This is a genomic window from Streptomyces sp. NPDC001157 (assembly GCF_053598255.1).
The window spans coordinates 17,553-43,219 of the sequence record NZ_JBSFJW010000032.1; the positions used below are offsets into that span (position 1 = coordinate 17,553).

Consider the following 25,667-nt stretch of genomic DNA (forward strand, 5'->3'; position numbering starts at 1 on the left):
TTCAGGGGTTCAGGAGTTCGTGAAGGCCTGGTCCACGATGTCGAGGTTGTACTCGTCGATCTCGACCGTGGTCAGCTCGGAGCGTGCGAGCCAGGCGTAGGACTGGTCGGCACGAGGCAGGGTGATCTGCTCGCTCAACGGCCTGACCAGGAAGTTCTCCTGCCAGTTCTTGATCTCGTGCCCTCGGTACTCGCTGACGAAGGACGACTCGCCGACCTTGCGGACGACCTCCCCGAGGAGCCCCGTCTCCTCCTTCAGCTCCCGCAGCGCACCGTCCCGGGCGCTCTCCTCCGGATCGAGCTTGCCGCAGGGGACGCCCCACACTCGGGGCAGGAACTTCTCCGTCTCACTGCGGCGGACCAGGAGCACCCGGCCCTCGTCGTCCATGACGACGGCAGCCGCCAGTCGCTTGTCGCCGGGGATGTCCATGTCCATGGTTCCTCGGTCCCTCGCCGGAGATGAGTCCAAAGGGTCTGATACCCACGAAAGCCCCTACTCTACCAAGGGCTCACCGCCCAGCGCTGTGAGCCGGGTCATGAGAGTCACCGGGCAAGTGGTCGAGCTGGTCGTCGACGTGGGCGGGTTTACCGGCACAGTTCGTCCAGGTGGCGGCCAGTTCGAGGACGTGGTCGACCATGCCGGTGACGGCCCGGGCGGGTGATTCCTGGGGAGTCTCGCTCATACCGGCAGGCTAGGAGTGCATCGCTTCGGTGACGCCCGAACTGTTCGCGCCCAAACCGTTCGTCTCACGCCCCATCCGTTCGGGTCGCGCCCGGCCCCTTCGTCCGCGCCGAGTTGCGGGAGGACACGGTCCGGACGGGTGAAATCGCTGCTCCATGAGAGGCGTTGCGCGCGGCCGTCACGCACCGCGCACACACCGCTCCTCGATCATCTCCGCGTCGGCGCTCGGCCGGCCTGAGACAAGGAGCGGCGCGATGACTGATCGAAATGTTCCCTGGAAGCGGTCGGTTCGGCTGCGCGCCAGGTGGGCCGCGGTCTGTGCGGGGCTCGCCCTGACACTGGCCGTGGGGCAGCAGGGCGCGGCGGTCGCGGCCGACAGTCCCGCGCCTCCTCCGCCACCGCGAAACCTCCTGGCCCTCCCGGCGGCGGGAGTCGGCGGGCTCCTCGACCCGGAGGGGTCACCGGCCGGGGCCAACGACTGGAACTGCAAGCCCACGCGTGAGCATCCGCGCCCGGTCGTCCTGCTGCACGGCACCTTCGCGAACGCCAAGCTCAACTGGGGCGTGATGTCCCCGTATCTGAAGGAGCTGGGCTACTGCGTCTTCGCCGTCAACTACGGCGGGACGCCCGGCAACCCGATCAAGGCCACCGCGCACGTCCCGGACTCCGCCCGGCAGATCGCCACCTACGTCGACCGTGTGCTGAAGGCCACCGGGGCCAAACAGGTCGACCTCGTGGGGCACTCCCAGGGCGGTGGTCTGACGCCCCGCTGGTATCTGCGGTTCGCGGGCGGCACGGACGCCGCGCACCCGAAGAAGAACAAGGTGCACAGCCTCATCGGACTGGCGCCCTCCAACCACGGCACGACCGCCTCGGGCCTCGGCACACTGACCACCAAGCTGGGTCTCAACCCGACCGTGTCCCTCCTCGTCGGCCAGGCGTACGCGGACCAGATGGTCGGCTCCGCGGTGAACACCACGCTGGACCGGGACGGGGACACCCAGCCAGGTGTCTCCTACACCGTCATCGCCAGCAAGTTCGACGAGGTCGTCACCCCTTACACGCACCAGTTCCTGACCGCGGGACCGGGCGCGACCGTCAAGAACATCACGATCCAGGACATCTGCCGCCAGGACCTCTCCGAACACGTTTCGATCGCCTACGACTCCAACGCCGCCCAACTCGTCCGCAACGCCCTCGATCCCGCCCACGCCCAGCCCGTCCAGTGCGGCCTCACCCTGCCCGTGCTCGGCGGCTGAAACCCGCCACGGCGTGACGTCCGCCGCCCCGGGAAACCGGGGCGGCGACCTTTTGATCGTCCGACGGCGACAGGGGGCATGACTTCAGCACGACCTACGACCACTCACCGCCGGGTAAGCCCCCCCCCGTAAGCCCGTCGTCGCCGGACTCGCCGCCGGAGTGGTCCAGGCAGGTGAGGTTGCCCGGCCACCACTGCCTACGTGCAGTGGCCCACCGGCCGGCCGTCGTCGCAGGAATTGGCGAGGACGGGGCAGGACACGGCCTCGTCTTTGGCCAGGCACCGCACGACGCGCGCCGCCACCACTCAGTGAGCCCGTCCGCTCCCCTCGCGGTGAGGCATCACCCTGCGGGACGGGACTCCTCGACGACGATCTCGTCCCGGCATTCACCGAGCCGCACCCGGACCTCGGGCCCCTCCCTCCAGCGCACGGTCAACTCCCCGGCCCCATCCGCCCGTACGCTCACCGTCTCCGCCAAGGGAACCGGATCCTTCTCCCCGGTCAGCCGGGCCAGCGCGACGAAGAGGGTCTCCCCCTTGCCGGTGACCCCGGTGAGCTCGTCGGAGAGCCCGACGGCCGGCAGCAGTTCGGCCCGCAGACCCTCTTCCGCCGCCCACCCGGTCACCCGCACCGCCGTCCCCGGCTCGGCACCCGCGACCAGATGAGCCCGGACCTCCACGGCCCCGCGAGCCAGCACCACGCTGGTCACCCGTGCTCCCCCGCCCGCCGTGTGCCGGGAGGCAACCCACCCCTCCCCCACACCCAGCGGCTCGATCTCCGTCCGGCTCGGATCGCCCCCGAGGATCACGCTGTTGTCGTACGACGGCGAAGGCTCCGTCACCGTCGAGTACGCGAGCCGCGTGTAGTACGGGTCGTAGCGGACGTCCTCACTGCCGTGGTTGTGGAGGCGGACGACGCCGTCCGAACTCGTGGACTGCAGAAGCCAGTTGGGGGGCGCGATCGGGACGAGTGCGTCGGAGCGCTCCGCCGGGCCGGGCTCCTCCGTTGCCGTCCACACCGGGTGGTCGGCCGGCAGGAGCAGGCCGAGGAAGCCCTTGCTCGCCCAGTACGGGGAGGCGGGGCCCGAATAGCCTTGCAGGACGGCCGGGTCGGGGCCGTGCCAACCGAGGGTGAGCAGGCCGCGGGAGTCCACCGCGCCTCGCTCCAGGAAGTACTTCAGGGCCCCCGACGCCAGCCGCCGCGCCTGTCCCGGTGGCAGCGGCGTGTGCCCCGTCAGCGCACCCAGCCACAGCGGGACCGTCGTAGCGAAGCGGTAGGTGAGCGAGCGGCCCTGGTGCATCGGGGAGCCGTCGCCGCCGAACAGGCGGGCGTAGTCCTCCAGATGGCGGGAGAGTCTGCCACCGTACAGGTCGAGCAGTGCGGTGTCCTGCGCCAGCCAGGCGTGCAACACCGGGTACAGGTGCATCGCCCAGCCGTTGTAGTAGTCGAACTTGCGGCCGCCGCCGTCGGTGTACCAGCCGTCGCCGACGTACCACGTCTCGATGCGCTCCAGGCCACGGTCGATCGCCTTGCGGGCCGCCTCAGTTTCGTAGCCGATGTCGGCGAGGAATCCGCCCACCGTCACCGGGAACAACTCCCAGTTGCAGGGCCAGGCTTCGGCGGTCAGCGCGTCCCCGAGCCAGGCGGCCGCCCGCTGTCGTACGCCGTCGTCCAGCCGGTCCCACAGCAGCGGGCGGGTCAGCCGCAGCGCGAGGGCGATCGACGCCGCCTCGACCAGGGGCTGGCTGCGGTCCTCGATCCGCGGCCAGACGCCCGCGGCGCCGGCCGCGAGCCCGTCGGCGTACCGCTGCAACACGGTCTCGTCGCGCCGGAAGGCCGCGGCGAGCAGCGTACGGGCGTAGCCCTCCAGGCCGTCGGAGAGCCGGCCGGACCAGCTCGTGCGGTCGCCGGGGAGGTGGTAGAGCGCGCCGCCCTCCGCGGCGTACGGCTCGACCGCGGCGAGCAGGGCGTCCGCGGCCGCCTCCCAGTGGGCACGGGTGTAGCCGGTGTGCGGACTGACGGTGCGGTCCTCGGCAGGCAGGGGCATCGGTTCTCTTTCAGGAGCGAGCTGCGGCCACGGACGAAGGGTGGGACCTGGGGCGCCCCGGTTCCGGTCGAGACGCCCCAGGAGTTCATCCCACCCGCACCAGACCCTCCGGCACCAGATGCTGGGCGACAAGTGCGTCGCGGACAAGTCCTGCGTACACCGTGGCGCCGTGCACGGAGGTGTGGGTGTTGTCCTTCTTCTCGTTGTACAGATAGATCGCCTTGGAGCCCTCGACACCCAGGGACTCCACCAGCGCCTTCGTCCTGGCCGTCAGGTCGACGAGCGGTACGTGCTGCGCCGCGGCAACCGAGCGGATGACAGCAGGATGGTCCACTCCGAGGCTGTTGACCAGCAGTGCGGTGTCGTTGTTCAGAGTGCCGTCCGCATTGAACCAGCGCCGCACGACGGGGGTCACGAGCACCGGTTCGCCGCCCTTCTCCCGTACACCTGCCACCAGTGTCTCCAAGTTGGCCCGGTACGTCGCCTCGTCGGTGGTCTTGTCGTTGTGGGCGAGCTGGATCAGGACCAGGTCTCCGGGGCGGATCAGCGGCTGGACGGTGGCCCAGAGCCGCGGGTTCTGCAGATACGTCACCGTACTTTCGCCGGAGTCCGCGTAGTTGGCGACGGACAGACCCCTGCGGAGGTACTGCGGCAGCTGCTGGCCCCAGCCGGAGTACGGGTCGGCGGGCTGGTCGCAGACCGTGGAGTCGCCGACCAGGAGGATCTGGCGGGCACGCCGGGCGGGTGTGACCCTGATGCCGGCGAGCGCCGGGGCCGAGCCGCCGACCGCCAGATCCAGACCGGGAGTTCCGTCCGGTCCCGTAGGCTCGCCCTCCGGCGTGCGGACATTCACGGTGAAGCTGCGGGCCACACGCTCCCCGGCCGCGGCTGGTGTCTCGGGCAGCAGGGAGCGTCGTGTCTCGCCGCTGATGCTCGTGCTGGACGCGGCCTCGCCGCCGAGCAGGACCTTCACGTCGTACGTGCCGGGCGGGACGTCGAAGTGGCAGGCGCCGGCGGTGCAGTTCTCGATGCCGAGGGGCCGGTGACCCTCGTGGGCCTGGGCCGGTGCGGCCGTGAGGCCGGCGCTCAGCGTCAGCGCCGCCAGCAGGGCGAGGGCGGGGTTGAAACGTCTCATTCGCGCATCCCTCCGAGGAGACGACCGGACGACAAGGCCTGGCGGCAGGGACCGTACCGCTCTCCACAAGCGCTTTCTAGTCATTGGATCGATTTCACAAGATTGCCAACCTGGTGCGCGCGAAAGCCCTTTCGCGAAATCGATTCAACTGTCACCCTCACAAGCACTCGCACCACCCCCACACGACTTCCGGAGGAGGCACCCCCCATGTCCGAAACCGCGAACAGACCGGTCGGCCGCCGCACCTTCGTCCTCGGTTCCGCCGCTGCCGCCGGCACGGCCGCCCTCGCCGGGCCGCTCGCCGCCCCCGCGTCGGCCGCGAGCTTCGGCTACTCCGACGACGGGTCGAACTACGTCGTCGACACCGGCGCGAACCTGGTCTTCAAGGTCAGCAAGACCAACGGCGACCTGACCTCGCTGGTCTACAAGGGCACCGAGTACCAGGGCTACGGCGGCAAGAACTCGCACATCGAGTCCGGCCTCGGCACCTCCACGGTCACCGTCAAACAGTCCGGTTCGACGATCCTGATCTCCGTCGCGTACGGCACGCTCAAGCACTACTACGCGGCCCGGAGCGGCGAGAACAACGTCTACCTGTGGACCAACAAGGCGGACGACTCGGTCAGCGCGACCCGCTACATCGTGCGCGTCAAGGCGGGCCGGTTCCTCAACGACGAGCCCGACTCGTACACCTACGCGTCGACCACCGTCGAGGCCTCGGACGTCTTCGAGAAGCCCGACGGCCAGACCCGCTCCAAGCACTACTCGAAGCTGCGGGTCATCGACTACGACTACATCGGCTGGTCGACGGGGAGCGTCGGCCTGTACGTGGTCCGCTCCAACCACGAGAAGGCCTCCGGCGGTCCCTTCTACCGCTCCCTCCTGCGCCACCAGAGCGCCGACGGCGGCGGCCTGTACGAGATCCTCTACTACGGTGAGAACCAGACGGAGGCCCAGCGCTTCGGCCTCCAGGGCCCGTACGTCATCGCCTTCACGGACGGCGGCGCGCCCTCCTCCGCGCTGTACCACGCGAACCTCACCACCCCCTGGGCGGACTCGCTCGGCATCTCGGGTCACGTCGCGGCGAGCGGGCGCGGCAAGGTCGCCGGCGTGGGGATCACCGGGCGGAACACGGCGTTCCCGTACACCGTCGGGCTCGCCAACTCGGCCGCGCAGTACTGGGGTCCGGCCCGCTCCTCGGACGGCTACTTCTCCATCCCGGGGGTGCTGCCGGGGACATACGCCCTGACCGTCTTCAAGGGTGAACTGGCCGTCCACACCGGCTCGGTGACGGTCACCGCGGGCGGTACGACGACCCTGAACACCATCGCGATCCCTTCGTCGAACGACCCGGGCAACGCGAGCGCCATCTGGCGCATCGGGGACTGGAACGGCTCGCCGAGCGGGTTCAAGAACGCGGACCTGATGACGTACGCGCATCCGTCCGACAGCCGGGCCGCGTCCTGGACCGGCAACGTCGTCATCGGCAGCGGGACGGAGACCTCGGCCTTCCCCTGCTACCTCTGGAAGGACGTCAACAGCGGCATTGTCGTCTACTTCAAGCTGACGGCCGCGCAGGCCGCCGCCGCGCACACCCTGCGCATCGGCGTGACGACGGCCTATGCCAACGGCCGGCCGCAGATCAGCGTCAACGACTGGACGTCGTCGATCCCCTCGCCGCCCGGCCAGCCGAGCACCAGGTCGCTGACCGTGGGCTCGTACCGGGGCAACAACCACACGTTCACCTACAGTGTTCCGGCGAGTGCCTGGCTCACGGACACCAGCCAGTACAACGTGCTGAAGATCAACGTGGTCAGCGGCTCGGGGACGACGTCCTTCCTCAGTGCGGGCACGTCGATCGACGCCATCGACCTACTGGCCTGACGTCAGGTCCCGTGCGTCCCCTGCTGGTTGGTGCCGCCGTTGCAGGTGTACGTGATACAGAGCGCGGGCGGTACCGCGTACGCACGTCTCATGTCACGCCCTTTCCTTCACGGAGCCGGCTGCCGAGCCGGCGACCGTGTCGGCCACGGGGATGCCGAAGTCAGGGGTGCCGTCCGGGTTCCAGCCCAGTTTCTGGATGCGGGTGTGGCGGTTGGGGTCGTTCAGGGGGTCGCCGGTGATCTCCTTGTACTGGCGGGCGTGGTAGACGAGGACGTCGCTGCGGCCGTCCTCGGCGACCGTGAAGCAGTTGTGGCCGGGGCCGTACTGCTTGGTGGTGTCGTTGCTGGTGAAGACGGGGACCTGCGACTTGGACCAGTTGGCGGGGTTCATCAGGTCGGCGTTCGCGTCGACGGTCAGCAGGCCCATGCAGTAGTGGTAGTCGGTGGCGCTGGCCGAGTAGGAGAGGAAGAGGCGGCCGTTGCGGGCGAGGACCGCGGGGCCCTCGTTGACCTTGTAGCCGATGGTCTCCCAGTCGTACTCCGGGGTGGAGAGCCGTACCTGAGGGCCCGTCAGGGTCCACGGGTTCGCCATCTTCGACAGCCACAGCGCGGTGTTGTTGTCCATGCCGGGCTCGTGCTGGGCCCAGACGAGATAGCGGGTGCCGCGGTGGCTGAAGGTGGTGGCGTCCAGGGAGAAGGTCTCCCAGGCGGTCTTCACCTGCCCCTTCTCCACCCAGGCCCCCTTGAAGGGGTCGGGGCCGGCGTTCTCCAGGACCCAGATGCGGATGTCCCAGACGCTCTCGGCGGGCGCGGAGGCGAAGTAGATGTACCACTTGCCGCCGATGCGGTGGATCTCCGGAGCCCAGATGTGCGCACCCATGACACCCGTGGCGTGCTTGGTCCAGATGACGGACTCGGCTGCGGTCGCAAGGCCGTTCAGGGTGCGGGAGCGGCGCAGGATGATGCGGTCGTACTCGGGGACGGTGGCCGTGAAGTAGTAGTGGCCGTCGGAGTGGCGGTGGATGTAGGGGTCGGCACGCTGACGGACGAGGGGGTTCACGAACGGGGCCGCCTTCGCTGTCGGCGCGGCGGTCGCCACGGCGGGGGTGGCCGCCAGGGCGCCCGCGGCGAGGGCGGCTCCCTTCAGCATCAGGCGACGGCTGGGGACTTGGGGCAGGTCGTTGTTGCGGCTCACGCGGCTGCCTCTCATGGGGGGACGTTCGAAATAGCGAACACCATCTGTCATTACGAACGCCGAAAAGGTAAGGGCGTGGAACGGGTAGGTCAACGGGTCTGACGCGACTGGCAGATAGCGCTTTCCCGATTTCGGCCGTGCGGAGGTTTTTCTGTTATCGGCCGCCTCCCGGCCCGTCTCCTCTGACGTGCGCAGCCATACCCCCCACCAGACAGCAGCCGTCGCCGGAGCCCTCGCGGCGGTCGCCGCCCTGCTCTGCACCGCTCCCCCCGCGGTGGCCGCCGGCACCCGTGACGTCACCGCCGACGTACTCGCCGACCGGGACGTGACACTGACCGGCGACGCCGTGGTCACCGTGCCGTCCGGGACGACGACGTATGACGGGGTGTTCCGCGGCGAGGGCACACTCACGGTGCGCGGCGGCGGGACGCTGGTCCTCACCAAGGACAGCGACTTCACGCTCCCCCGGTCCCGGCAGCGGCAGGTCGTGCGGACGCAGGGCGGCAACCACCCGTACGTCACCACGGCCGACGCCGACCCGCCCGCGATCACCGTCGAGCGGGGCGCGACCCTGCAGTACGGCGACGGCGGGACGACCGGGCTGATCGGGCACTTCCCGTACAACACCCCGGCGTTCCGGCTCAACCAGGACAACATCCGGGTCGACGGCACGCTGCGGCTGTCGCTGACGAGCGCCTACAACCTGGGCACGATCAGCGGATCGGGCCTGATCACGCAGCCCCGCTTCCTCTGGGGCAGCTGGGCCCTGTCGGGCACCCACTCCTTCTCGGGGGTGATCGACAACGGCACGCAACTCAGCGCCGGCGCGCCGGAGTTCGCCACATCGCTGCCGAACGTGCGCAAGGTCCTGAACCAGGGCACCTGGACCGTGGACACGCCTCTCGGTCAGACCGTCACCATGGGCATGGACTTCTACCAGCGCGAGTACGGCAGTGACATCAACGTCCAGTCCCGGCCCGGCAGCAAGGTGATCCTGACCGGCCAGTACAGCTGGTCGAACCAGGGCGGCGACACCGACCCCTCACTCAGCGACCCGTCCCTGAACTGGACGCCCGCGCACAAGAACGTCAACAAGCGCGGCACCAACATCAAGGGCGCGAACGTCCAGTGGGGCGACGGCACGACCCACAAGATCTTCATGCCGGGCACGGCAGAGACCGTTTACATCAACTTGCTCGCGGCGCGCTTCCGTTCGCTGCTCACGTTCGACTACGACGGGCCGGTGACGCTGGGCGCTCCCATCGGCGGCGGCAGGTTCCACGACACGCTGGCCGCGCCCGGCGCCGGGGACATCGTCATCAAGGGAACGAAGGGCAACGACGTGACCTTCGCCGCCGTCCAGTACTACAACGGCTCGACGACGGTCGAGAAGGGCGCGGTACTGCGACTGGGCAGCGGCAAGCCGGGCGGGGACGGCGGGCTCTACACCAAGGGTGGCCTCTACAAGGTGGTCGACAACGGCTCGCTGGTGCTGAACAACACGGGCAAGGACCTGGCCCTGTCCCGGATCAGCGGCAGCGGATCACTGACACAGACCGGGGCCGCCACGGCGACCCTGACGGGAAGCGGGGTGACGTACACCGGAACCACGACGGTCAAGAAGGGCACCCTGGCGCTGCGCTCCGGCGCGACCCTCGTCCACAGCAAGGCGATCAGACTCGGCTCGACGGGCTCGCGGCTCGACCCCGGACCGGCCGGACTGCGCGTGGCCACCACGCTGACCGGCAAAGGCACCGTGACGGGGGCGGTGACCAACGATGGTGTGGTGGCGGGCGGGGTCACGGTCTCCGGGAGCTACACGCAGAGCGCGAGGGGTGAACTCGTCCTGGGCGCCGAGCCGTTGAAGGTGACGGGATCGTCGGTCCGGCTGGCCGGAGACCTCGACCTGTCGGCCGCCGGGACGAGGCCCACGCGTGAGATCACCGTCCTGGAGCACGGCGGCAGGTCGAAGACGACCGGCACGTTCCGGGGACTGAAGGAGGGTGCACGCCTGAAGCTCGCCGACACGGTCTACCGGATCAGCTACAAGGGCGGCGACGGCAACGACGTGACCCTGACCGCGACCGGCACCGGCCACTCCGCCGCCGCCCACCCGGACACCGCATCGTCCGGTACGGCGGGTGCCGCCGCCACCCGCACCGCCAACACCTCCGGCAGTGGCCTCGGCTGGTGGCCGTACGTACTGGCGGCGGGGCTGCTCGTCGGGCTCGTGGTGCCGGCGGTCCAGCGCGGGCGCAGCGGCCGGCCGAGGGGCGGACGGCATGCGGCGCACGGTTAGCCGCCGCTGCACCGCCTCACACGGACAGCGTGGACGACTCCCCCGCCGGTTCCCGCTTCCGCCCCTGTAGCCACACGTAGACCGGGATCCCCGCGAACAGGAACAGCACGCCCTGGTAGACGGCCGCGTAACCGGCGCCCGCGATCAGCCAGAACGAGAACGCGAAGGACAGGGCGGCGACGGTCAGATCGCGGGCGAGTCCGGCCGGGTGGACGCGCTCGCGGGTGCCCTGGGCCAGCCAGTACAGCTGCGCGGCGGCCGACAGGAGGTAGGGCACACAGCCGGTGAACGTCGTGATCAGGACGAGGACGCGGAAGGTGGTGTCGGGGCCCGCCGTGTAGTTCAGGGCGATCAGGAGCGTGCCGAGGACGGCCACGGCCCAGACCCCGAAGCCGGGCACCCCGCCCTTGCCGACCTTCGCGAACGGTGCCGGGAAGAGGCCGTCGCGGGCGGCGGCGTACGGCATCTGTGCGGCCATCAGGATCCAGCCGTTGAGGCAGCCGGTGATCGAGACGACGGCGACCAGGGCGATGGCCGTGCCGCCCCAGGAGCCGCCGGTGATCGCGTTCACGGCGTCGGCGAAGGGGGCGCCGGACTTCACCAGCTTGTCGTGCGGGACGAGACCGAAGACGGCGACCGTGCCGAGGAGGTAGACGAGGGCGGAGCCCAGGGTGCCGAGGACGCTCGCGCGGCCCACGGTGCGCTCCGGGTTCTCGACCTCGCCCGCGCTGACCGCGGCCGACTCGACGCCGAGGAAGCTGTAGAGGAGCAGGGCGGCCGCAGCGGCGAGCGCGCCGGGCGCGCTGTCGCCGGAGGCGTTGAACGGGCCGAAGTTGTCCGCGTCGACGAAGAAGAGCCCGATCGTGGAGACGAGCAGCAGCGGCACGAACTTCAGGACCGTCGACACCACTTGGACCGCACCGACCCAGCGCGTCCCGGCGAAGTTCGCGACCGCCGGCAGCCACAGCGCGGCGAGCGCGACGACAGCTTCGAGAGCGTGGTTACCGTGCAGGGGGACGAGGACGTCGACGTAGCCGACGACCGCGACGGCGAGCGCGGCGATGCTGACCCAGCACATCGTCCAGTACGACCAGGCCGACAGGAACCCGGCGAACGGGCCGAACGCGTCGCGCGGGTACACATACAGACCGCCGGTGACCGGGCTGCGCCGGGCCAGCCCGCCGAAGAGCAGGGCGAGCAGCACCGCGGCGATCGACAGCACGACGAACGCGAGCAGACTCACCGTGCCGTACGGGGCGACGGCGGCCGGCAAAGCGAAGATGCCGCCGCCGATGATGTTGCCCATGACCAGCGCGGTGGCGGCGGCGAGGCCGAAGGTGCGGCGGGGAGCGGGGGTGGCGGCCGGCTCTGGTGCGGTGGCCTCGGTGGGGCTGGGGGCAGTCATGGTGCTTTCCGTGCAGAGGACGACGGGGGTGCGTGATCGTAACCCGGCGTCCCACATGCTGGGCGATCTGTTCACGTGATGGACATGAACGGTCGGCGTCCAGCCCTTCGGCTAGCGTCTTCTCATGACCAGCGACACCCCTTCCTCCCTCGCCGAGGCCCTCGCCGCCGGAACCGTCGTGCTCGACGGCGGCATGTCCAACCAGCTCGAAGCCGCCGGGCACGACCTGAGCGACGAGCTGTGGTCGGCGCGGCTGCTCGCCGAGCGGCCCGAGGCGATCACCGAGGCGCACCTCGCGTACTACGAGGCGGGGGCGGACGTGGCGATCACGTCCAGCTACCAGGCCACGTTCGAGGGGTTCGCGGGGCGCGGGATCGGGCGCGAGAAGGCGGCCGAACTGCTCTCCTTGAGCGTGGAGTTGGCGCGCGAGGCGGCGCGGCAGGCGCAGGCGAAGGGGGTCGCGCGGCCGCTGTGGGTGGCCGCGTCCGTCGGCCCGTACGGGGCGATGCTCGCGGACGGCTCCGAGTACCGGGGGCGGTACGGGCTGAGCGTCGACGAGCTGGAGCGCTTCCACCGGCCCCGGCTGGAGGTGCTGGCCGCCGCACGTCCCGACGTGCTCGCGCTGGAGACGGTGCCGGATTCCGACGAGGCGGCGGCGCTGCTGCGGGGGGTGCGGGGACTTGGCGTCCCCGCCTGGCTTTCGTACACCGTGGACGGTGATCGCACCCGTGCGGGGCAGTCGCTGGAGGAGGCCTTCGGTCTTGCCGCCGACGTGGACGAAGTGATCGCTGTCGGCGTCAACTGCTGTGCGCCGGAGGATGTCGACGGTGCAGTACGGACTGCCGTCCGGGTCACTGGTAAACCGGTCGTCGTTTACCCCAACAGTGGGGAGGCCTGGGATGCGCAGGCGCGTGCCTGGGCTGGGCGTTCCTCCTTCACCTCCGAGCAGGTGTCGGGGTGGCGGGAGTCCGGGGCGCGGCTGATCGGTGGGTGCTGCCGAGTGGGGCCGGAGGCCATCGCGGGGATTGCCAGGACCGTGGGTCGCTGAGCCGTTCGCCCTTTCGCCGTAGGGGTTCTGTTGCCTCGCGACTTCGGATTGTCCGTGGTTGCTCGCGCCGTTCCCCGCGCCCCTTGGGGGCGCTGGCCTCAGCCCATGGGAACCGGTTGCCGATGACGAGGAAGAGCGCGGACGTCGGCCGGAGCACGATCAGGGTCCGTTCGCCCGCGGCCTGCACCCGGCCCTGACCACGGTGCACGTCCCCTACGAGGAGCTGGGCCGTCTCGCCGTCCGTACCGCGGAGACCCCTGACGAGCATCTGCTGCTGGGGACGCATGTGGTGGTACGGGACTCGGTGGCGGCAGTCCGGGAGTAGCCGCTCCCGGCGGTCACTGCCGGCGGACCGAGCCGGGCAGCCGCAGCCGCCGTACGACGGACCGCAGTTCGGTGCTGCGGGTGGGCGAGCCGTCCACCGGGACCGATGCGGGCATGGACGGCGGAGTCCTGAGGGCGTCTGCGGTCCACAGGGCGATCTCGGCGTCCCGCGGCCCGTGGGCCGTGCGGGGCTCGCCCGCGTCGAAGATCCGCACCGGATGCGTGGCGTCCCAGGGCTCCCAGCCGGGGTTCCCGTCGGCCGCGAACCGCACCCACGCCGCGTGCATGGTGTCGGCCAGCTCCTGAGGCGCACCCTCACCTGCCAGTTTGCGCGATTCGGGGAGGTCGCCGGTGTCGAAGACGAAGCCGAGCTCCAGGGCGTGGCAGGCGCCGAGGTCGGGGAGGCTGGAGGGCCAGCCGAACTCGTACACGTACGAGGTGCCGGGGCGGGCGTCGGCCAGGCGGTGCAGCGGGAGGCGCAGCAGGTGATCGGTGACCATCTGGCCGACGATCTCGGCGGTGCCGGCCTCGGGGTGCAGGGTGCGGTAGCCGCGGGGCACCTCGGTGTTGCAGTGGCAGCGGGCCATGGCGCCGGCGAGGGCGACCGCGCCGAGCCTGTCGACGCGTTCCACCAGGCCGCCGGGGACGAGCCAGAGCCGGTACTCGTCGCTGGTCCAGCCCATCATCAGGTCGACGCCCCGCGCCGCGTCGCCGTCGATGAGCGCCTCCAGCGGATCGCACGGCACCAGGTCGCCGTCGACGACGATCCCGAAGGAGGGGCCACCGAGCACCGGGCTACTGAGTTTGCCCACGTCGGCCTGGGTGCGCAGGAGCAGTTCGCGGTCGACCTCGGCGAAGGCCGCGGCGGTGGCGGGGATCTTCAGGCGGGTCGCCATGCGGCGCACCATGCGCCGTACCTTGTCCCGTTCGAACGCCTCGGGCGGCCCGCTCTGCAGGACCGCCCGCCGTACCAGCCCCTGTGCCTGCGGGGCGGCCAGCAGGGCGCCGATGCTGATCGCCCCCGCGGACTGCCCGGCGAGCGTGATCCGGTCGGGGTCGCCGCCGAAGGCCGCGATCGACTCGTGCACCCACTGCAGGGCGGCGAGCTGGTCGCGCAGGCCGGGGTTGGCGGGGGCGTCCGGGAACAGTCCGTAGCCCTCGACTCCCAGCCGGTAGTTGACCGAGACGAGGACGACGCCGTCCCGGGCGAAGTTCCGTCCGTCGTACACGGGCACTGCGGAGGAACCCCTGGTCAGGGCGCCGCCGTGCAGCCACACGAGAACGGGGAGCCGGGCCCCGGGGCCCGGCTCCGGCGTCCACACGTTCAGATTCAGGCAGTCGTCACCGGAGACGACGGGGTCGGACAGGTACTTCTCGAAGGCCTCGGAGTACGGCGGCTTCGGCGGTGTCGGCCCGAACGCACCCGCGTCGCGCACACCGTCCCAGGGTTCTGGCGGCACGGGCGGCCGGAACCGGCGGGGGCCGAAGGGGGGTGCGGCGTACGGGATGCCGCGGAACACCGCGATGCCGTGCTCGTACCGGCCTCGTACGGCCCCGTACGGCGTGCTCACCACCGGATCTGCCTGGACTGCTGCCGTCATACGACCATCAGCCTCCTCACCGCGCCACTGCACCGGTAACAACAGAGCACCACAGATCGCCCCGGTATTCCGGTGCAGAGCGCGATTCGGCGGCTACTTGGCGTACATCAGGGTGCCGAAGCCGAGCTGGTCGTAGCCGCCGCTGGTGGAGCCGTAGTCACCTCCTCCACCCTCGGGGGCGACGAGGTCGTAGTACATGGCCGAGATGTACTTGTCGTCGAGGTGCAGACGCCGGTTGTAGTGGAAGTGGAGCATGGCCCACACCGGGCGGACCTGGCCGCGGCTGCCGGTGCTGATCACGGTCTGCGACTGCCGCCTGCAGTTCGTGCCGCTGCCCCAGGTGTAGGCGGTGTAGGGCACGGCCTGGCCGATGTTGTACTTGGCGACGTACTGCGCGGCCTTCATGAAGCGGCGGCTGTCGTACGAGTACAGGTCGTCGCCCTGGTTCCAGGCCATCTCGCAGAGCGCGCCCATCTGCCCCATGCCCATCATGGTGTGGCCCTGGTCGCGCCCGGACTCCTGCCACTGGCCGAGGTCGTAGCCGTCGACGTCGGAGTACAGGAACGGCACCGCGTGCCGGATGGAACCGTTTCCCGCGCCGGTCTTGAAGTAGTTCACGGCCTGGTCGTACTTGGCGGCGTTGTCGGTGAGGATCCCGATGGCCATGATCGAGGCCATGTTGCACAGGTCCCAGTTCGCCCAGTAGTTGGTGACGCAGGCGCCGTTGTGCCGGGTGAGGAACTGGTTGTTGAGCGAGTAGAAGACGTTGACCATCATCTTCTGGAACCTCGCCAGGTCGAAGCCCGCGTAGCCGCGCATGAGCTCGGCCGCCTGGCAGAACTCCCAGCCGTAGATGCCGGCCGCGAGGAACCGGTCGGCGTTGCCGGTGAGGGTGGTCAGCTTGGACGACCAGGCGTTGAGGATCTTGACGGCCGTGTCACCGTTGGCGGCCGTGCCGCCGACCGCCCAGCGCAGGGCGTTCTGATAGGCGGCGGCGATGTCGTTGTAGAGGATGCCGTAGTTCTCGCCCTTACCGCCGCGGATGATCGTGGCCTGCGGGTCGGGCCTCCAGGAGGACTGCGAGTGGGAGTTGGCGATCAGCCTGTTCCAGCCGGACAGCCAGGGATCGTTCTTCGCCGCGACCCTGACCTTGGCACGGTTGATGTCCCCGGCGTTGTGCAGCATGCCGGGGTGGGTGAAGGTCGCCGGTGCCGCGGTGGCGGTGGGGCCCGCCAGCGCGGCCGCTGAGCCCCCGAGGGCGAGTGCGGCGGTGAGCCCGCCCGCGGTCCTCAGCAGACCGCGGCGGCTCAACTCGCCCTGTGCGGGGCCCTGGTGGGGGGATATGCGGCTCATTGTGTGCGACTCCAATCCGTGGGGGGGATCAGTCGGGGGTGATGCTCACCTCTTCGAACCACCGGTACGGGAGACCAGCCGGGCGGTGACCGTGCAGTCGCCGGTGACGGACTGTCGTGCGAACTGCCCTGTCATCCCTTGGTTGTTGACGGTCAGGTCGACGCCCGCGCCGCGGACGGTGAAGGTCCCGTCGTCGTACGACGTGCTGCCCACGGTGGTGGTGATGGTGAACTCACCGGTCTCGTTGGGGGTTCCGCAGATCAGGCCGGTGCGTCGGTCGACGCGCAGGCCGTCGGGGAGCCCGGACGCGGTGAAGCGTATGGGCTCGTGCGAGGCACGCAGGAGGTACTGGACCTGACCTGGGCGGGGCCCGAGGGCGAAGGGCAGCGCGGGCAGCACGCGGACGGTGGCCGTGGTGGACGTCGACACGGACGCTCCGGTGACGCTGGGCGTGACGACCGACGAGGCCGAGACGCGGTTCTGGTGTGTGCGGGGCGGGGTGCGTGTGCCCGTCGGCGAGCCGTTGGATTTCGGCAGGCTCTCCGACGACCACGGATCCAGGCTCCGTTTCACCGGGTCGATGGCCGCCATCCCTGCCGTGGACCTGGTGGACGCGGAGTTCACGGCCGGCTTCACCGGCTTTCGGCTGGTCTTCTGTCAGCTGCCCCTGGTTGGCGTGACCACACTCGGGTTCGAAGTTTCGAAAGTCCGAAACCGCGAAGATCCTGAGAAGTCCGGCCTCTTTCCGACGTGTTCGGGTGAACCTAGTGTAGGAAGCGCTTACCGTTTCCGCGCTGGTCGAAACTTTTCATGGCCCTCGGGCGGGCCGGAGAGGTGGTTCCCGATGGTCCGCACGGGGAGTGCGAGCGTCACGGCGGGGCCGACGCTGGCGGTCGTGGCCCGCGAGGCGGGGGTGTCCGTACCGACCGCCTCCAAGGTGGTCAACGGCCGGGAGGACGTGGCGCCGGAGACGCGCCGCCGTGTCACCGAGGCCCTGGACCGGCTCGGCTATGTCCGCAGACCCCGGTTCGACGCCGCGAAGGTGCCGGGGCTGGTCGACCTGGTCGTGCACTCACTGGAGAGTTCCTGGTCGGGGGCGGTGCTGCAGGGTGTGGAGACGGCGGCGCACGCCGTGGGTCTTGAGGTGGTCGTCTCGGCGGGACTCACCCGCACCCGTGGCGGGCGCCCGGAGCGCGGCTGGCTGGACAAGCTGATCGCGCGCGGTTCTTCCGGTGTGCTGTTCAATCTGGCCGAGCTGACGCCGTCGCAGTACGCCTGGCTGGACACGCACCGCATCCCGTACGTCCTGATCGACCCGGTCCTCGAACCCCCGCCGGGCGTGGTGTCGGTGGGCGCGGCGAACTGGCAGGGCGGTGTCACCGCGACCGAGCACCTGCTCTCCCTGGGCCACGAACGCATCGCCGTCATCGCCGGTCACCAGCGCAAGATGTGCAGCAGCGCCCGGGTCGCCGGGTACCGCTCGGCACTCGCGTCGGCGGGGGTCCGCCATCGCCCGGAGTACGTCAAGCACGCCGGCTTCGACGAGAGCGTCGCGCACCGCCGCATGCTGGACCTCCTGGACCTGCCCGAACCGCCGACGGCGGTCTTCGTCTGCTCCGACCACATGGCGTTGGGCGTGTACAAAGCCTTGGCCGCAAGGGGGCTGCGGGTCCCGGACGACATCAGCGTGGTGGGCTTCGACGACCTGCCCGAGTCACGCTGGGTCGCTCCCGCTCTGACCACGATCCGGCAGCCGCTGTCGGAGATGGCGGCGGGGGCGTTGCACTTGCTTGTGCGGATGATGGCGGGGGATCGCCTGGAGGGGACGCGTACGGAGTTGTCGACTCGGCTGGTGGAGCGGGCCAGTACGGCACGCCGACGCTGAGTCGTGGGTCGTCTGCGGCGACGTCGTGCCTGGTCGCGCAGTTACCCGCGCCCCTTCAGGGCGCTGCCGACACCCTCGGCCACGACGAATGACCCGCTGCCGCACGGGTGTTCCATTGTGGTGGCTGTCTGCGTAGCCTCGGCTGCGATGAACGCCATTCCCCTGCACCTGGACCATCTCGTCCTTGCGACCCCCGAACTCGCCGCAACGGTCGCCGAGTTCGCCCGGCGTACCGGTGTGACACCTGCGCCCGGCGGTGCGCATGTGGGGTTCGGGACGCGCAACTACCTGGTTTCGCTGGGCAGTTCCAGTTATCTGGAGATCATCGGGCCCGATCCGGAACAGGCCGGGCCCGAGGGCCCGCGCCCGTTCGACGTGGACCAGTTGGTCTCCGCGCGGACGGTGACCTGGGCGATCAGTCCGCCGGACCTGGACGCGGCGGTTGCGTCGGCGCGGGCGCGGGGGTACGACCCCGGTCCGGTACGGCCGATGAGTCGCCGCCGGCCGGACGGCACACTGCTGGAGTGGCGGCTGACCGACGGCGACACCGCGCACCCGTCCGGTCTCGTCCCCTTCCTCATCGACTGGGGATCCTCGGCGCACCCCACGGCGACGGGACTGCCTGTCACTCCCCTGCTCCGGCTGTCGGCCACCGCTCCGGAGCCCGACGAGATACGCCCTCTGCTGTCCGCCGTCGGAGCCGAGCTCGTCGTGACCGAGGGGCCGGTGGGTCTCTCGTTCACGGTGGACACACCTCGTGGGCCGGTGACCTTCGGCTGAGCGTGTCCGATTCCTTCAAGACCGGCCGCCCGGGCGCTGCCTACGGTGCCGGTATGACTCCACGATTCGCCGTGGTCGGCCTGGTCGTCTCCGACATGGCCGCCTCGCTCGCCTTCTACCGTCGTCTCGGGCTCGTCTTCCCCGAGGGCTCCGAGGACCAGCCGCACGTCGAGGCCGAACTGCCCGGCGGGCTTACCCTCGCCCTGGATCCCGAGGAGACCGTCCGTTCCTTCCACCCGGCCTATCAGCCACCGGCCACCGGCGGCCGGATCTCGCTCGCCTTCAGGTGCGGGTCGCCCGCCGAGGTCGACTCCGTCTACGAGGACCTGGTGGGCGCCGGGTACCACGGCGAGCTCAAGCCGTGGGACGCCTTCTGGGGGATGCGGTACGCCGTCGTGCACGACCCGGACGGCAACGGCGTCGACCTGTTCGCGCAGCTAACCGCGGCCGAGTAGCTGCCCGAGCCGCAGCCCCGCGAGCTCCCTCACGTCCCGGGCCAGATGGGCCTGGTCGGCGAACCCGGCACGGGCCGCCGTCTCCGCGAACGGCACCCCTTCCCGGGCCAGGCCCAGCGCCCGCTGCAACCGCAGCACACGGGCCAGCATCTTGGGCCCGTAGCCGAAGGCGGCCAGGGAGCGGCGGTGCAACTGGCGGGCGCCGAGGCCGAGTTCGTCGGCGGTGGCCGCGACCGGGCGGCCCTCGCCGAGGGCGGTCACGAGGTGCCGTAGCAGCGGGTCGGGGGGTTCGGCGTCGGCGGCCAGGCGCAGCGCCAACTCCTCAAGGCCGCCTGCCGGTTCGGCGGCGGCGTTCACGCGAGCGGTGAGCCGGCGGACCTCCGCGGCCGGACGCAGTTCGGTGAGCGCGACGCGCCGGTCGCGCAGCTCGTTTGCGGGAACGCCGAGGAGGGCGGGCGCGGTGCCGGGGTAGAAGCGGACGCCCACCCACACTCCGCGCTCGCCCGCGGTGACGTACGCGTGCGTGTCGGGCCCCGCGACCAGCAGCCGGCCCTGGTGCCACAGCAGGTCCATGCAGCCGTCGGGCAGCACACGCCCGGCTCCGGCCGCGGACGGCGTGTTCGTCCACACGACGGCCCCGGTCAGCCGGGACGCCCTCTCCGCGTACACGTACCGAAGGCTACGCCGACCCCGCCCGATGCACCTGCGGACTCACGCCATACACCCGCTTGAAAGCACCGGACAGAGCCAACGCACTGCCATAACCGACCTGGCCGGCGATCGCCTCCAAGGCGCACACACCCAGCTCCCGCCCCGGACAGGAAGTACGTCCACACGACGCGGCCCCGATCAGCCGCGACACCCACTCCACGTACACGCACGGAACGCTACGCCGACCCCACCCGATGCACCTGCGGACTCACGCCATACACCCGCTTGAAAGCACCGGACAGAGCCAACGCACTGCCATAACCGACCTGGCCGGCGATCGCCTCCAGGGTGTCGTCGGTGTCGCGCAGGCGGTCGGCGGCCAGGGCCAGGCGTCGGCCGGCCAGGTAGGTCATCGGGGGCTCGCCCACCAGGCCGGTGAAGCGGCGGGCGAGGGCTGCCCGGGAGACTCCCGCCTTGGCCGCGAGCGAGGCGACCGTCCAGGGGTGGGCGGGGTCGTCGTGGAGCAGCCGGACGACCCTGCCGACGACGGGGTCCGCCAGCGCCTGGTACCAGGCCGGTGCCGCCGCCTCGGGGCGGGCGAACCAGGCCCTGAGCGCTGCGATGACCAACAGGTCGAGGAGGCGGTCCAGGACGACCTCCTGGCCCGGCTCGTCCCGCGCGCGGCTGGTGCTGCTGTCGGCGCGCGGGGAGGAGCAGGCGCCGGCGACCGAGGAGGCGCTGAAGGCGTCGGGTGCGGACTAGACGGTGGTACGGGCCGCGTGGTTCGCGCAGAACTTCAGCGAGGGGCCGCTGGTGGAGGAGTTGAGCAGGGGGGAGCTGGAGTTTTCCGGCCGGTGAGGTGCGGGAGCCGTTCGTCGATGTGCGGGACATCGGCGACGTGGTCGCGGCCGTGCTGACCTCGGGGGAACTGCACGTCGGGCGGACGGTGGAGATCACCGGGCCGCGGCTGCTGTCGCTCCGCGAAGCGGTCGGGGAGATCTCTGCGGCGACCGGTACGACGGTTTCTTATACGCCGGTGCCTGCGCGGGCTTATGGCGAGGCCCTGACCGGGTTCGGCGTGCCGCCCGAGGAGGCGGAGTTTCTGGTGGGGGTGTTCGAGGGGCTGCTCGACGGGCGGAATGCGCATCTCACGGACGGGGGCCGGCAGGTGTTGGGACGTGCGCCCCGTGACTTCGGGGACTTTGTGAGGGAGGCGGCCGCCTCGGGCACGTGGAAGGTTTGGCGGGAAGTGCAGTCGGGGTTGCGGAATGTCCGCGGAGTGCGGCTTGTGTGTGGCTGGTCGCTCCCCACTCTCGGCTTCGCTCGAGCGGGGGCCCCCATCGGGGCGGAGCCGCAGATCGACACCCCCGCGCCCCTTCGGGGCGCTTCAGGAATCCTCCGGTTTGTGGTGCGGATGGGTGCTCTTCACATGCGTTCGCAGGCGGGACGTCACGTCCTCCGGCGGCAGGAAGCGGGACCAGCGTTCGGGGAACTCGGAGGGCATGTCCGGGTCGGCCGGGTCGGTCTCGTGGCCGGCGGCCGCGCGGGCCACGTGCTCGGCCAGCTGCACCTCGCGCAGCCGCTCGTTCGCGGCGCGGGCCGCGGCGGTCGCGGCGGCCGGCCAGACCCGGTCGATTGCGGCGTTGACCGCGGCCCCGACGAGCACGGCGAACGCGGACACGCCGATCCACAGCAGTACGGCGACGGGCGCGGCCAGTGAGCCGTAGATGGTGGGGCCCTCGACCGTGCTGGTCAGGTAGATGCGCAGCAGGTAGCTGCCGAGCACCCACATGGCGAGGGCCACCAGGGCCCCGGGCACGTCCTCGATCCACGGGGAGCGCACGGGGACGGACACGTGGTACAGGGTCGTCAGGAAGACGATCGACAGGACGATGACGACGGGCCAGTACAGGACCTGTACCACCGTCTCCGACCACGGCACCACGTTCACCACGGCATCAGGACCGGCCACCATCAGCGGCAGCGCGACCGAGCCGATCAGCAGGGCCGCGATGAACAGCGCGAAGGACACCAGCCGGGTCTTGACGATGCCGCGCACGCCGTCGAGGCCGTACATCACGGTGATGGTGTCGATGAAGACGTTCACGGCGCGGGAGCCCGACCACAGGGCGAACAGGAAGCCGATGGAGATGACATCGGGTCTGCCGCCCTTCATCACGTCGTGCAGGATCGGCTGGGCGATCTCGTGGACGCCCTTGTCGGACAGGACGGTGCGGGACGCCTCCAGGATGTTGTTCTCCAGGCTCGCGATGGAGTGGGCGCCGGTCCAGTCGTCGACGTAGCCGAGCAGGCCGATCAGGCTCAGCAGCAGGGGCGGCACGGACAGCAGCGTGAAGAACGCGGCCTCGGCCGCGAGGCCGAGGATGCGGTACTCCATGCACGAGTTCACGGTGTCCTTGAGCAGCAGCCAGGCAGTCCTGCGCTTCGAGACGTTCCGATAGAGGGCACGTGCCCGGTGGAGACGCCCGGAGGGGCTCTGCGGCGATTCACTTGCTGACTGCACGACCTAACGGTATCCGCCGTGGTCGGGTGCACTCATCCCCCGCCCGGCAGCGGCCGGAGGAAGCCGACCCATTTTTCTGTCATGTCCGCGTTGGCCTGATTGGCCGGTTTTCATCCGGCCACCCATGTAAACGGCACACGTCGTCAGCCTGATCGGAAATTCCACAAGGTCGCGAAATCGCCATTGGGCGAAATGTCCTTGAACCGTTCATGAAGTTTCCGAAAGAATTCGCGTTGCATTCGTTGTGCACGCTGAGGACGACTCAGACGCACACGGCACGGGGGACTTCAGGGCCTGCCGACCCGGCATGCCATCCAGCCGCGTTACCCGTGATCCACATGGGATCCATGTGGGTCGCGCCGTGCTGCCCTGCGTCGTTTTCATACGGCCACCTCACACACTTCCGCAACATTCCGAACTCGAATTCCAGGGCTTCCCAGTGTCATTGAATTCCGTCCGGCCGCGGACAGCGGGCGGAGTTCCACCGTACTGATCTCGGGGGAATTCTCATGCCTACTCCGCACCCATTGACGCGTACACCACCAAAGGCTCACCGAGGCGGCGCGGGCCGGCCCTGACCGCCGGACAGCGGAATGTCCGCCCCCGGCAACAGCCTGGTCAGCGCCGGAACCGGGCGAGTGGCAAAAGTCGTAAAGCCTGTAAAACCTGTAAGGAGCGCCCGTGGTGGGAAAAATCGACACCGGCACCGAAAATGTCCTGGCCGAGGTTCTGTCGGGTGTCGTCAGCAAGGAACACATACCTCTCGACAGTCACTTCTTCGACGATCTCGGCGCCAATTCCCTGACCATGGCCCACTTCTGCGCCCGCGTCAGGAAGCACCCGGATCTTCCGTCGGTGTCGATGAAGGACGTGTACGGCCATCCGACGATTCGAAGGCTGGCGGCGGCCCTCGACACCGCACCGGCTGCCGCCCCGGCGCCGGCCGAGATCGAGACGCCCGCCCCGCTGCCCGGCAGCACCCCGCGCTATTTCCTCTGCGGCGCACTGCAGTTTCTGGTCTTCGCCGCCTACTGCGCGCTCGCCGGAATCGTCATGGGCCGGGGCTACGAGTGGATCTCCGCCGTGGACGGGGTCGTCGACGTCTATCTGCGCTCGCTGGCCTTCGGCGCCGCGGTCTTCCTGGGCGCCTGTGTGGTCCCGATCGCCGCCAAGTGGCTGCTGGTCGGCCAGTGGAAGGAGACCGAGTTCCCGGTCTGGAGCCTCGCCTATGTCCGCTTCTGGACCGTCAAGGCGCTGCTGCACGCCAACCCGCTGATCCTGTTCACCGGCAGCCCGCTGTACGTGCTGTACCTGCGGGCGCTGGGCGCGAGGATCGGCAAGGGCGTCACGATCCTGACCCACACCGTGCCGGTCTGCACCGACCTGCTGACGGTCGGCGCCGGTTCGGTGATCCGCAAGGACTCCTTCGTGCTGTGCTACCAGGCGCACGCGGGCCGCATCCGCACCGGCCGGGTGACTCTCGGCCGGGACGTGTACATCGGTGAGAAGTCCGTCCTCGACATCGGTACGACGATGGGTGACGGCGCTCAGCTCGGCCATGCCTCCGCCCTGTACGGCGGCGCGTCCGTCCCGGCGGGCGAGCGGTGGCACGGCTCCCCCGCCCAGCGCACGGACGTCGACCACGTCCGCGTGCCCCCGGCCCGCGTCTCCACCCTGCGCCGTGCCGTGTACGGCCTCGGCGGGCTGCTGCAGATGCTCGTCGTCTACGTCCCCGTCACGGTCGGCGGGACCTATCTGCTGCTCACGGTGGTCCCCGCCCTCCACACGCTGCTCGACCCGGCCGCCGAGGACCTGGGCTCGGCCACGTTCTACGGCGAGGCGCTGGGCTTCTCGCTGGCCGCCTACGCGGGCTTCCTGATCCTCGGCCTCGTCACCGTGTCCCTGCTGCCGCGCCTGCTGGGCACGCTGCTGCGCCCGGACCGGGTCTACCCGCTCTACGGCTTCCACTACTCGGTGCAGCGCGCGATCGCCCGCATCAGCAACGTCAAGTTCTTCAAGTGGCTGTGCGGCGACAGCTCGTACATCGTCCACTACCTCAGGTCCATCGGCTACGACCTCTCGCACGTCGAGCAGACCGGCTCGAACTTCGGTACGGAGGTCCAGCACGAGACACCGCACCTGGTGACCGTGGGCAGCGGCACGATGGTCGCCGACGGGCTGTCGATCGTGAACGCCGACTTCTCGGGGACGTCCTTCCGGGTCTCGCGCGCGACGATCGGAGCGCACAACTTCCTCGGCAACAACATCGCCTACCCGAGCGGCGGCCGTACCGGCGAGAACGTCCTGCTGGCGACGAAGGTGATGGTCCCGCTGGACGGTCACCTCCGCGAGGGCGTGGGCCTGCTGGGCTCGCCCGCCTTCGAGATCCCGCGCTCGGTGGAGCGCGACAGCCGCTTCGACCATCTGCGCGAGGGCACGGAACTGCACCGCCGGCTGGCCGCGAAGAACCGTTACAACCTGCGCTCGATGGGCCTGTTCCTGTTCGTGCGCTGGCTGCACTGGTTCGCCCTCGGCGTGATCGGCTTCGCCGCCTTCGACCTGTACGGCAAGGGCGGCACCGTCGGCGGTCTGCTGATCGGCGCGTCCCTGATCGTGGGTCTGGCGTTCAGCACCGGCTACTACGTGCTGGTGGAGCGGCTGATCACCCGCTTCCGGCCGCTCCGGCCGCGGCTGGTGTCGATCTACGACCCGCACTTCTGGTGGGTGGAGCGCCTGTGGAAGGTGCCCGACAACCACCTCGTGGTGTTCAACGGGACACCGTTCAAGAGCTTCGTCTGGCGGCTGCTGGGCGTGCGGATCGGGCGCCGGGTCTTCGACGACGGCTGCTACCTCACCGACCGCACGCTCACCGCGATCGGCGACGACTGCACGCTCGCCGCGCACACCAAGGTGCAGGCCCACTCGCAGGAGGACGGCACCTTCAAGTCCGACCGCATCAGCATCGGCGCCGGCTGCACGCTCGGCACCGGAGCGCTCGTGCACTACGGCGTCTCGATGGGCGACGGCGCCGTCCTGGCACCCGACTCCTTCCTGATGAAGGGCGAGGAGATGCCGCCCGGGGCGCACTGGGGCGGGAACCCGGCGGTCGCGCCGCGGCACGCATGACAGCAACAGGGGGGAA

Annotated in this window: 21 protein-coding genes and 2 pseudogenes; 10 read left to right on the top strand and 13 right to left on the bottom strand. The window is 70.1% G+C overall.

The window, feature by feature from the left end:
• Nucleotides 1–9: 9 nt before the first annotated feature.
• Both ACWDAG_RS37175 and ACWDAG_RS37180 read right to left on the bottom strand, forming a co-directional pair.
• On the bottom strand, nucleotides 10–429 hold the full coding sequence (locus ACWDAG_RS37175) for an NUDIX hydrolase (RefSeq protein ID WP_450700055.1): 420 nt from the start codon (nucleotides 427–429) through the stop codon (nucleotides 10–12).
• A 79-nt stretch (nucleotides 430–508) separates the two neighbouring features.
• Nucleotides 509–682 carry a hypothetical protein gene (locus tag ACWDAG_RS37180; protein ID WP_450699975.1) on the bottom strand — a complete coding sequence of 58 codons (174 nt, stop codon included), beginning with the start codon at nucleotides 680–682 and terminating at the stop codon, nucleotides 509–511.
• 253 nt (nucleotides 683–935) lie between these two features.
• Here ACWDAG_RS37180 and ACWDAG_RS37185 point away from each other — a divergent pair, with 253 nt between their 5' ends.
• The gene (locus ACWDAG_RS37185; protein ID WP_450699976.1) at nucleotides 936–1,940 is read left to right on the top strand and encodes an esterase/lipase family protein; all 1,005 of its coding nucleotides are present in this window, start codon (nucleotides 936–938) and stop codon (nucleotides 1,938–1,940) included.
• Between the two features lie 340 nt (nucleotides 1,941–2,280).
• Here the strand turns inward: ACWDAG_RS37185 and ACWDAG_RS37190 are convergent, their stop codons facing one another.
• Nucleotides 2,281–3,987, bottom strand: a complete 1,707-nt coding sequence (locus tag ACWDAG_RS37190) for a DUF2264 domain-containing protein (protein ID WP_450699977.1) — start codon at nucleotides 3,985–3,987, stop codon at nucleotides 2,281–2,283.
• An 85-nt stretch (nucleotides 3,988–4,072) separates the two neighbouring features.
• Nucleotides 4,073–5,122 carry a rhamnogalacturonan acetylesterase gene (locus ACWDAG_RS37195; protein ID WP_450699978.1) on the bottom strand — a complete coding sequence of 350 codons (1,050 nt, stop codon included), beginning with the start codon at nucleotides 5,120–5,122 and terminating at the stop codon, nucleotides 4,073–4,075.
• 207 nt (nucleotides 5,123–5,329) lie between these two features.
• Here ACWDAG_RS37195 and ACWDAG_RS37200 point away from each other — a divergent pair, with 207 nt between their 5' ends.
• The gene (locus ACWDAG_RS37200; protein WP_450699979.1) at nucleotides 5,330–7,006 is read left to right on the top strand and encodes a rhamnogalacturonan lyase B N-terminal domain-containing protein; all 1,677 of its coding nucleotides are present in this window, start codon (nucleotides 5,330–5,332) and stop codon (nucleotides 7,004–7,006) included.
• Nucleotides 7,007–7,099: 93 nt separating this feature from the next.
• On the opposite strand, the gene ACWDAG_RS37205 is transcribed toward ACWDAG_RS37200, so the two are convergent.
• Nucleotides 7,100–8,215 carry a glycoside hydrolase family 43 protein gene (locus ACWDAG_RS37205; RefSeq protein WP_450699980.1) on the bottom strand — a complete coding sequence of 372 codons (1,116 nt, stop codon included), beginning with the start codon at nucleotides 8,213–8,215 and terminating at the stop codon, nucleotides 7,100–7,102.
• A 172-nt stretch (nucleotides 8,216–8,387) separates the two neighbouring features.
• Between ACWDAG_RS37205 and ACWDAG_RS37210 the strand changes: the two genes are divergently transcribed.
• Nucleotides 8,388–10,499: an autotransporter gene (locus ACWDAG_RS37210; protein WP_450699981.1), complete on the top strand. Its 2,112-nt coding sequence runs from the start codon at nucleotides 8,388–8,390 to the stop codon at nucleotides 10,497–10,499.
• Between the two features lie 16 nt (nucleotides 10,500–10,515).
• On the opposite strand, the gene ACWDAG_RS37215 is transcribed toward ACWDAG_RS37210, so the two are convergent.
• On the bottom strand, nucleotides 10,516–11,904 hold the full coding sequence (locus ACWDAG_RS37215; RefSeq protein WP_450699982.1) for an amino acid permease: 1,389 nt from the start codon (nucleotides 11,902–11,904) through the stop codon (nucleotides 10,516–10,518).
• Between the two features lie 124 nt (nucleotides 11,905–12,028).
• Here ACWDAG_RS37215 and mmuM point away from each other — a divergent pair, with 124 nt between their 5' ends.
• Together mmuM and ACWDAG_RS37225 are read left to right on the top strand one after the other, a co-directional pair.
• On the top strand, nucleotides 12,029–12,952 hold the full coding sequence (mmuM, locus tag ACWDAG_RS37220) for a homocysteine S-methyltransferase (RefSeq protein ID WP_450699983.1): 924 nt from the start codon (nucleotides 12,029–12,031) through the stop codon (nucleotides 12,950–12,952).
• A 202-nt stretch (nucleotides 12,953–13,154) separates the two neighbouring features.
• The gene (locus tag ACWDAG_RS37225; RefSeq protein WP_450699984.1) at nucleotides 13,155–13,277 is read left to right on the top strand and encodes a hypothetical protein; all 123 of its coding nucleotides are present in this window, start codon (nucleotides 13,155–13,157) and stop codon (nucleotides 13,275–13,277) included.
• Nucleotides 13,278–13,290: 13 nt separating this feature from the next.
• On the opposite strand, the gene ACWDAG_RS37230 is transcribed toward ACWDAG_RS37225, so the two are convergent.
• The 3 genes from ACWDAG_RS37230 to ACWDAG_RS37240 all read right to left on the bottom strand — a co-directional run bounded on the left by ACWDAG_RS37230 (nucleotide 13,291) and on the right by ACWDAG_RS37240 (nucleotide 16,854).
• Entirely contained in the window at nucleotides 13,291–14,877 is a 1,587-nt protein-coding gene (locus ACWDAG_RS37230) for a carboxylesterase/lipase family protein (RefSeq protein WP_450699985.1), read from the bottom strand.
• Between the two features lie 93 nt (nucleotides 14,878–14,970).
• Entirely contained in the window at nucleotides 14,971–16,230 is a 1,260-nt protein-coding gene (locus tag ACWDAG_RS37235) for an alginate lyase family protein (RefSeq protein ID WP_450699986.1), read from the bottom strand.
• 45 nt (nucleotides 16,231–16,275) lie between these two features.
• Complete coding sequence (locus ACWDAG_RS37240; protein ID WP_450699987.1) at nucleotides 16,276–16,854, bottom strand: putative Ig domain-containing protein; 579 nt, start codon at nucleotides 16,852–16,854, stop codon at nucleotides 16,276–16,278.
• Between the two features lie 220 nt (nucleotides 16,855–17,074).
• On the opposite strand from ACWDAG_RS37240, the gene ACWDAG_RS37245 reads away from it, so the two are divergent.
• From ACWDAG_RS37245 to ACWDAG_RS37255, 3 genes are all read left to right on the top strand, one after another.
• Nucleotides 17,075–18,115: a LacI family DNA-binding transcriptional regulator gene (locus ACWDAG_RS37245; RefSeq protein ID WP_450699988.1), complete on the top strand. Its 1,041-nt coding sequence runs from the start codon at nucleotides 17,075–17,077 to the stop codon at nucleotides 18,113–18,115.
• Nucleotides 18,116–18,262: 147 nt separating this feature from the next.
• The gene (locus tag ACWDAG_RS37250) at nucleotides 18,263–18,895 is read left to right on the top strand and encodes a VOC family protein (RefSeq protein WP_450699989.1); all 633 of its coding nucleotides are present in this window, start codon (nucleotides 18,263–18,265) and stop codon (nucleotides 18,893–18,895) included.
• A 53-nt stretch (nucleotides 18,896–18,948) separates the two neighbouring features.
• Nucleotides 18,949–19,350, top strand: a complete 402-nt coding sequence (locus ACWDAG_RS37255; protein WP_450699990.1) for a VOC family protein — start codon at nucleotides 18,949–18,951, stop codon at nucleotides 19,348–19,350.
• On the opposite strand, the gene ACWDAG_RS37260 is transcribed toward ACWDAG_RS37255, so the two are convergent.
• The 3 genes and pseudogenes from ACWDAG_RS37260 to ACWDAG_RS37270 form a co-directional block, all read right to left on the bottom strand.
• Nucleotides 19,333–20,019 carry a DUF6597 domain-containing transcriptional factor gene (locus ACWDAG_RS37260; protein ID WP_450699991.1) on the bottom strand — a complete coding sequence of 229 codons (687 nt, stop codon included), beginning with the start codon at nucleotides 20,017–20,019 and terminating at the stop codon, nucleotides 19,333–19,335. The genes ACWDAG_RS37255 and ACWDAG_RS37260 overlap by 18 nt on opposite strands.
• Nucleotides 20,020–20,029: 10 nt before the next feature.
• Nucleotides 20,030–20,140: pseudogene (locus tag ACWDAG_RS37265) on the bottom strand (AraC family transcriptional regulator); the annotation flags it as partial.
• Nucleotides 20,141–20,237: 97 nt separating this feature from the next.
• Nucleotides 20,238–20,678 (bottom strand): annotated as a pseudogene (locus ACWDAG_RS37270) (helix-turn-helix domain-containing protein); the annotation flags it as partial.
• On the opposite strand from ACWDAG_RS37270, the gene ACWDAG_RS37275 reads away from it, so the two are divergent.
• Entirely contained in the window at nucleotides 20,623–20,763 is a 141-nt protein-coding gene (locus tag ACWDAG_RS37275) for a hypothetical protein (RefSeq protein WP_450699992.1), read from the top strand. The pseudogene ACWDAG_RS37270 and the gene ACWDAG_RS37275 sit on opposite strands and share 56 nt — an antisense overlap.
• Nucleotides 20,764–21,388: 625 nt before the next feature.
• Here ACWDAG_RS37275 and ACWDAG_RS37280 read toward each other — a convergent pair.
• Nucleotides 21,389–22,525 carry a YihY/virulence factor BrkB family protein gene (locus ACWDAG_RS37280; RefSeq protein ID WP_450699993.1) on the bottom strand — a complete coding sequence of 379 codons (1,137 nt, stop codon included), beginning with the start codon at nucleotides 22,523–22,525 and terminating at the stop codon, nucleotides 21,389–21,391.
• Between the two features lie 684 nt (nucleotides 22,526–23,209).
• Between ACWDAG_RS37280 and ACWDAG_RS37285 the strand changes: the two genes are divergently transcribed.
• Nucleotides 23,210–25,651, top strand: coding sequence for a Pls/PosA family non-ribosomal peptide synthetase (locus ACWDAG_RS37285; RefSeq protein ID WP_450699994.1), 2,442 nt, complete (start codon nucleotides 23,210–23,212; stop codon nucleotides 25,649–25,651).
• The last annotated feature ends 16 nt before the right edge of the window (nucleotides 25,652–25,667 follow it).

Bases quoted from the DNA above. Each gene is read 5' to 3' on its own strand.
- ACWDAG_RS37175 (WP_450700055.1), bottom strand. From the start codon at position 429: ATGGACATCCCCGGCGACAAGCGACTGGCGGCTGCCGTCGTCATGGAC.
- ACWDAG_RS37180 (WP_450699975.1), bottom strand. From the start codon at position 682: ATGAGCGAGACTCCCCAGGAATCACCCGCCCGGGCCGTCACCGGCATG.
- ACWDAG_RS37185 (WP_450699976.1), top strand. From the start codon at position 936: ATGACTGATCGAAATGTTCCCTGGAAGCGGTCGGTTCGGCTGCGCGCC.
- ACWDAG_RS37190 (WP_450699977.1), bottom strand. From the start codon at position 3,987: ATGCCCCTGCCTGCCGAGGACCGCACCGTCAGTCCGCACACCGGCTAC.
- ACWDAG_RS37195 (WP_450699978.1), bottom strand. From the start codon at position 5,122: ATGAGACGTTTCAACCCCGCCCTCGCCCTGCTGGCGGCGCTGACGCTG.
- ACWDAG_RS37200 (WP_450699979.1), top strand. From the start codon at position 5,330: ATGTCCGAAACCGCGAACAGACCGGTCGGCCGCCGCACCTTCGTCCTC.
- ACWDAG_RS37205 (WP_450699980.1), bottom strand. From the start codon at position 8,215: ATGAGAGGCAGCCGCGTGAGCCGCAACAACGACCTGCCCCAAGTCCCC.
- ACWDAG_RS37215 (WP_450699982.1), bottom strand. From the start codon at position 11,904: ATGACTGCCCCCAGCCCCACCGAGGCCACCGCACCAGAGCCGGCCGCC.
- mmuM (WP_450699983.1), top strand. From the start codon at position 12,029: ATGACCAGCGACACCCCTTCCTCCCTCGCCGAGGCCCTCGCCGCCGGA.
- ACWDAG_RS37230 (WP_450699985.1), bottom strand. From the start codon at position 14,877: ATGACGGCAGCAGTCCAGGCAGATCCGGTGGTGAGCACGCCGTACGGG.
- ACWDAG_RS37235 (WP_450699986.1), bottom strand. From the start codon at position 16,230: ATGAGCCGCATATCCCCCCACCAGGGCCCCGCACAGGGCGAGTTGAGC.
- ACWDAG_RS37245 (WP_450699988.1), top strand. From the start codon at position 17,075: ATGGTCCGCACGGGGAGTGCGAGCGTCACGGCGGGGCCGACGCTGGCG.
- ACWDAG_RS37250 (WP_450699989.1), top strand. From the start codon at position 18,263: ATGAACGCCATTCCCCTGCACCTGGACCATCTCGTCCTTGCGACCCCC.
- ACWDAG_RS37255 (WP_450699990.1), top strand. From the start codon at position 18,949: ATGACTCCACGATTCGCCGTGGTCGGCCTGGTCGTCTCCGACATGGCC.
- ACWDAG_RS37275 (WP_450699992.1), top strand. From the start codon at position 20,623: ATGACCAACAGGTCGAGGAGGCGGTCCAGGACGACCTCCTGGCCCGGC.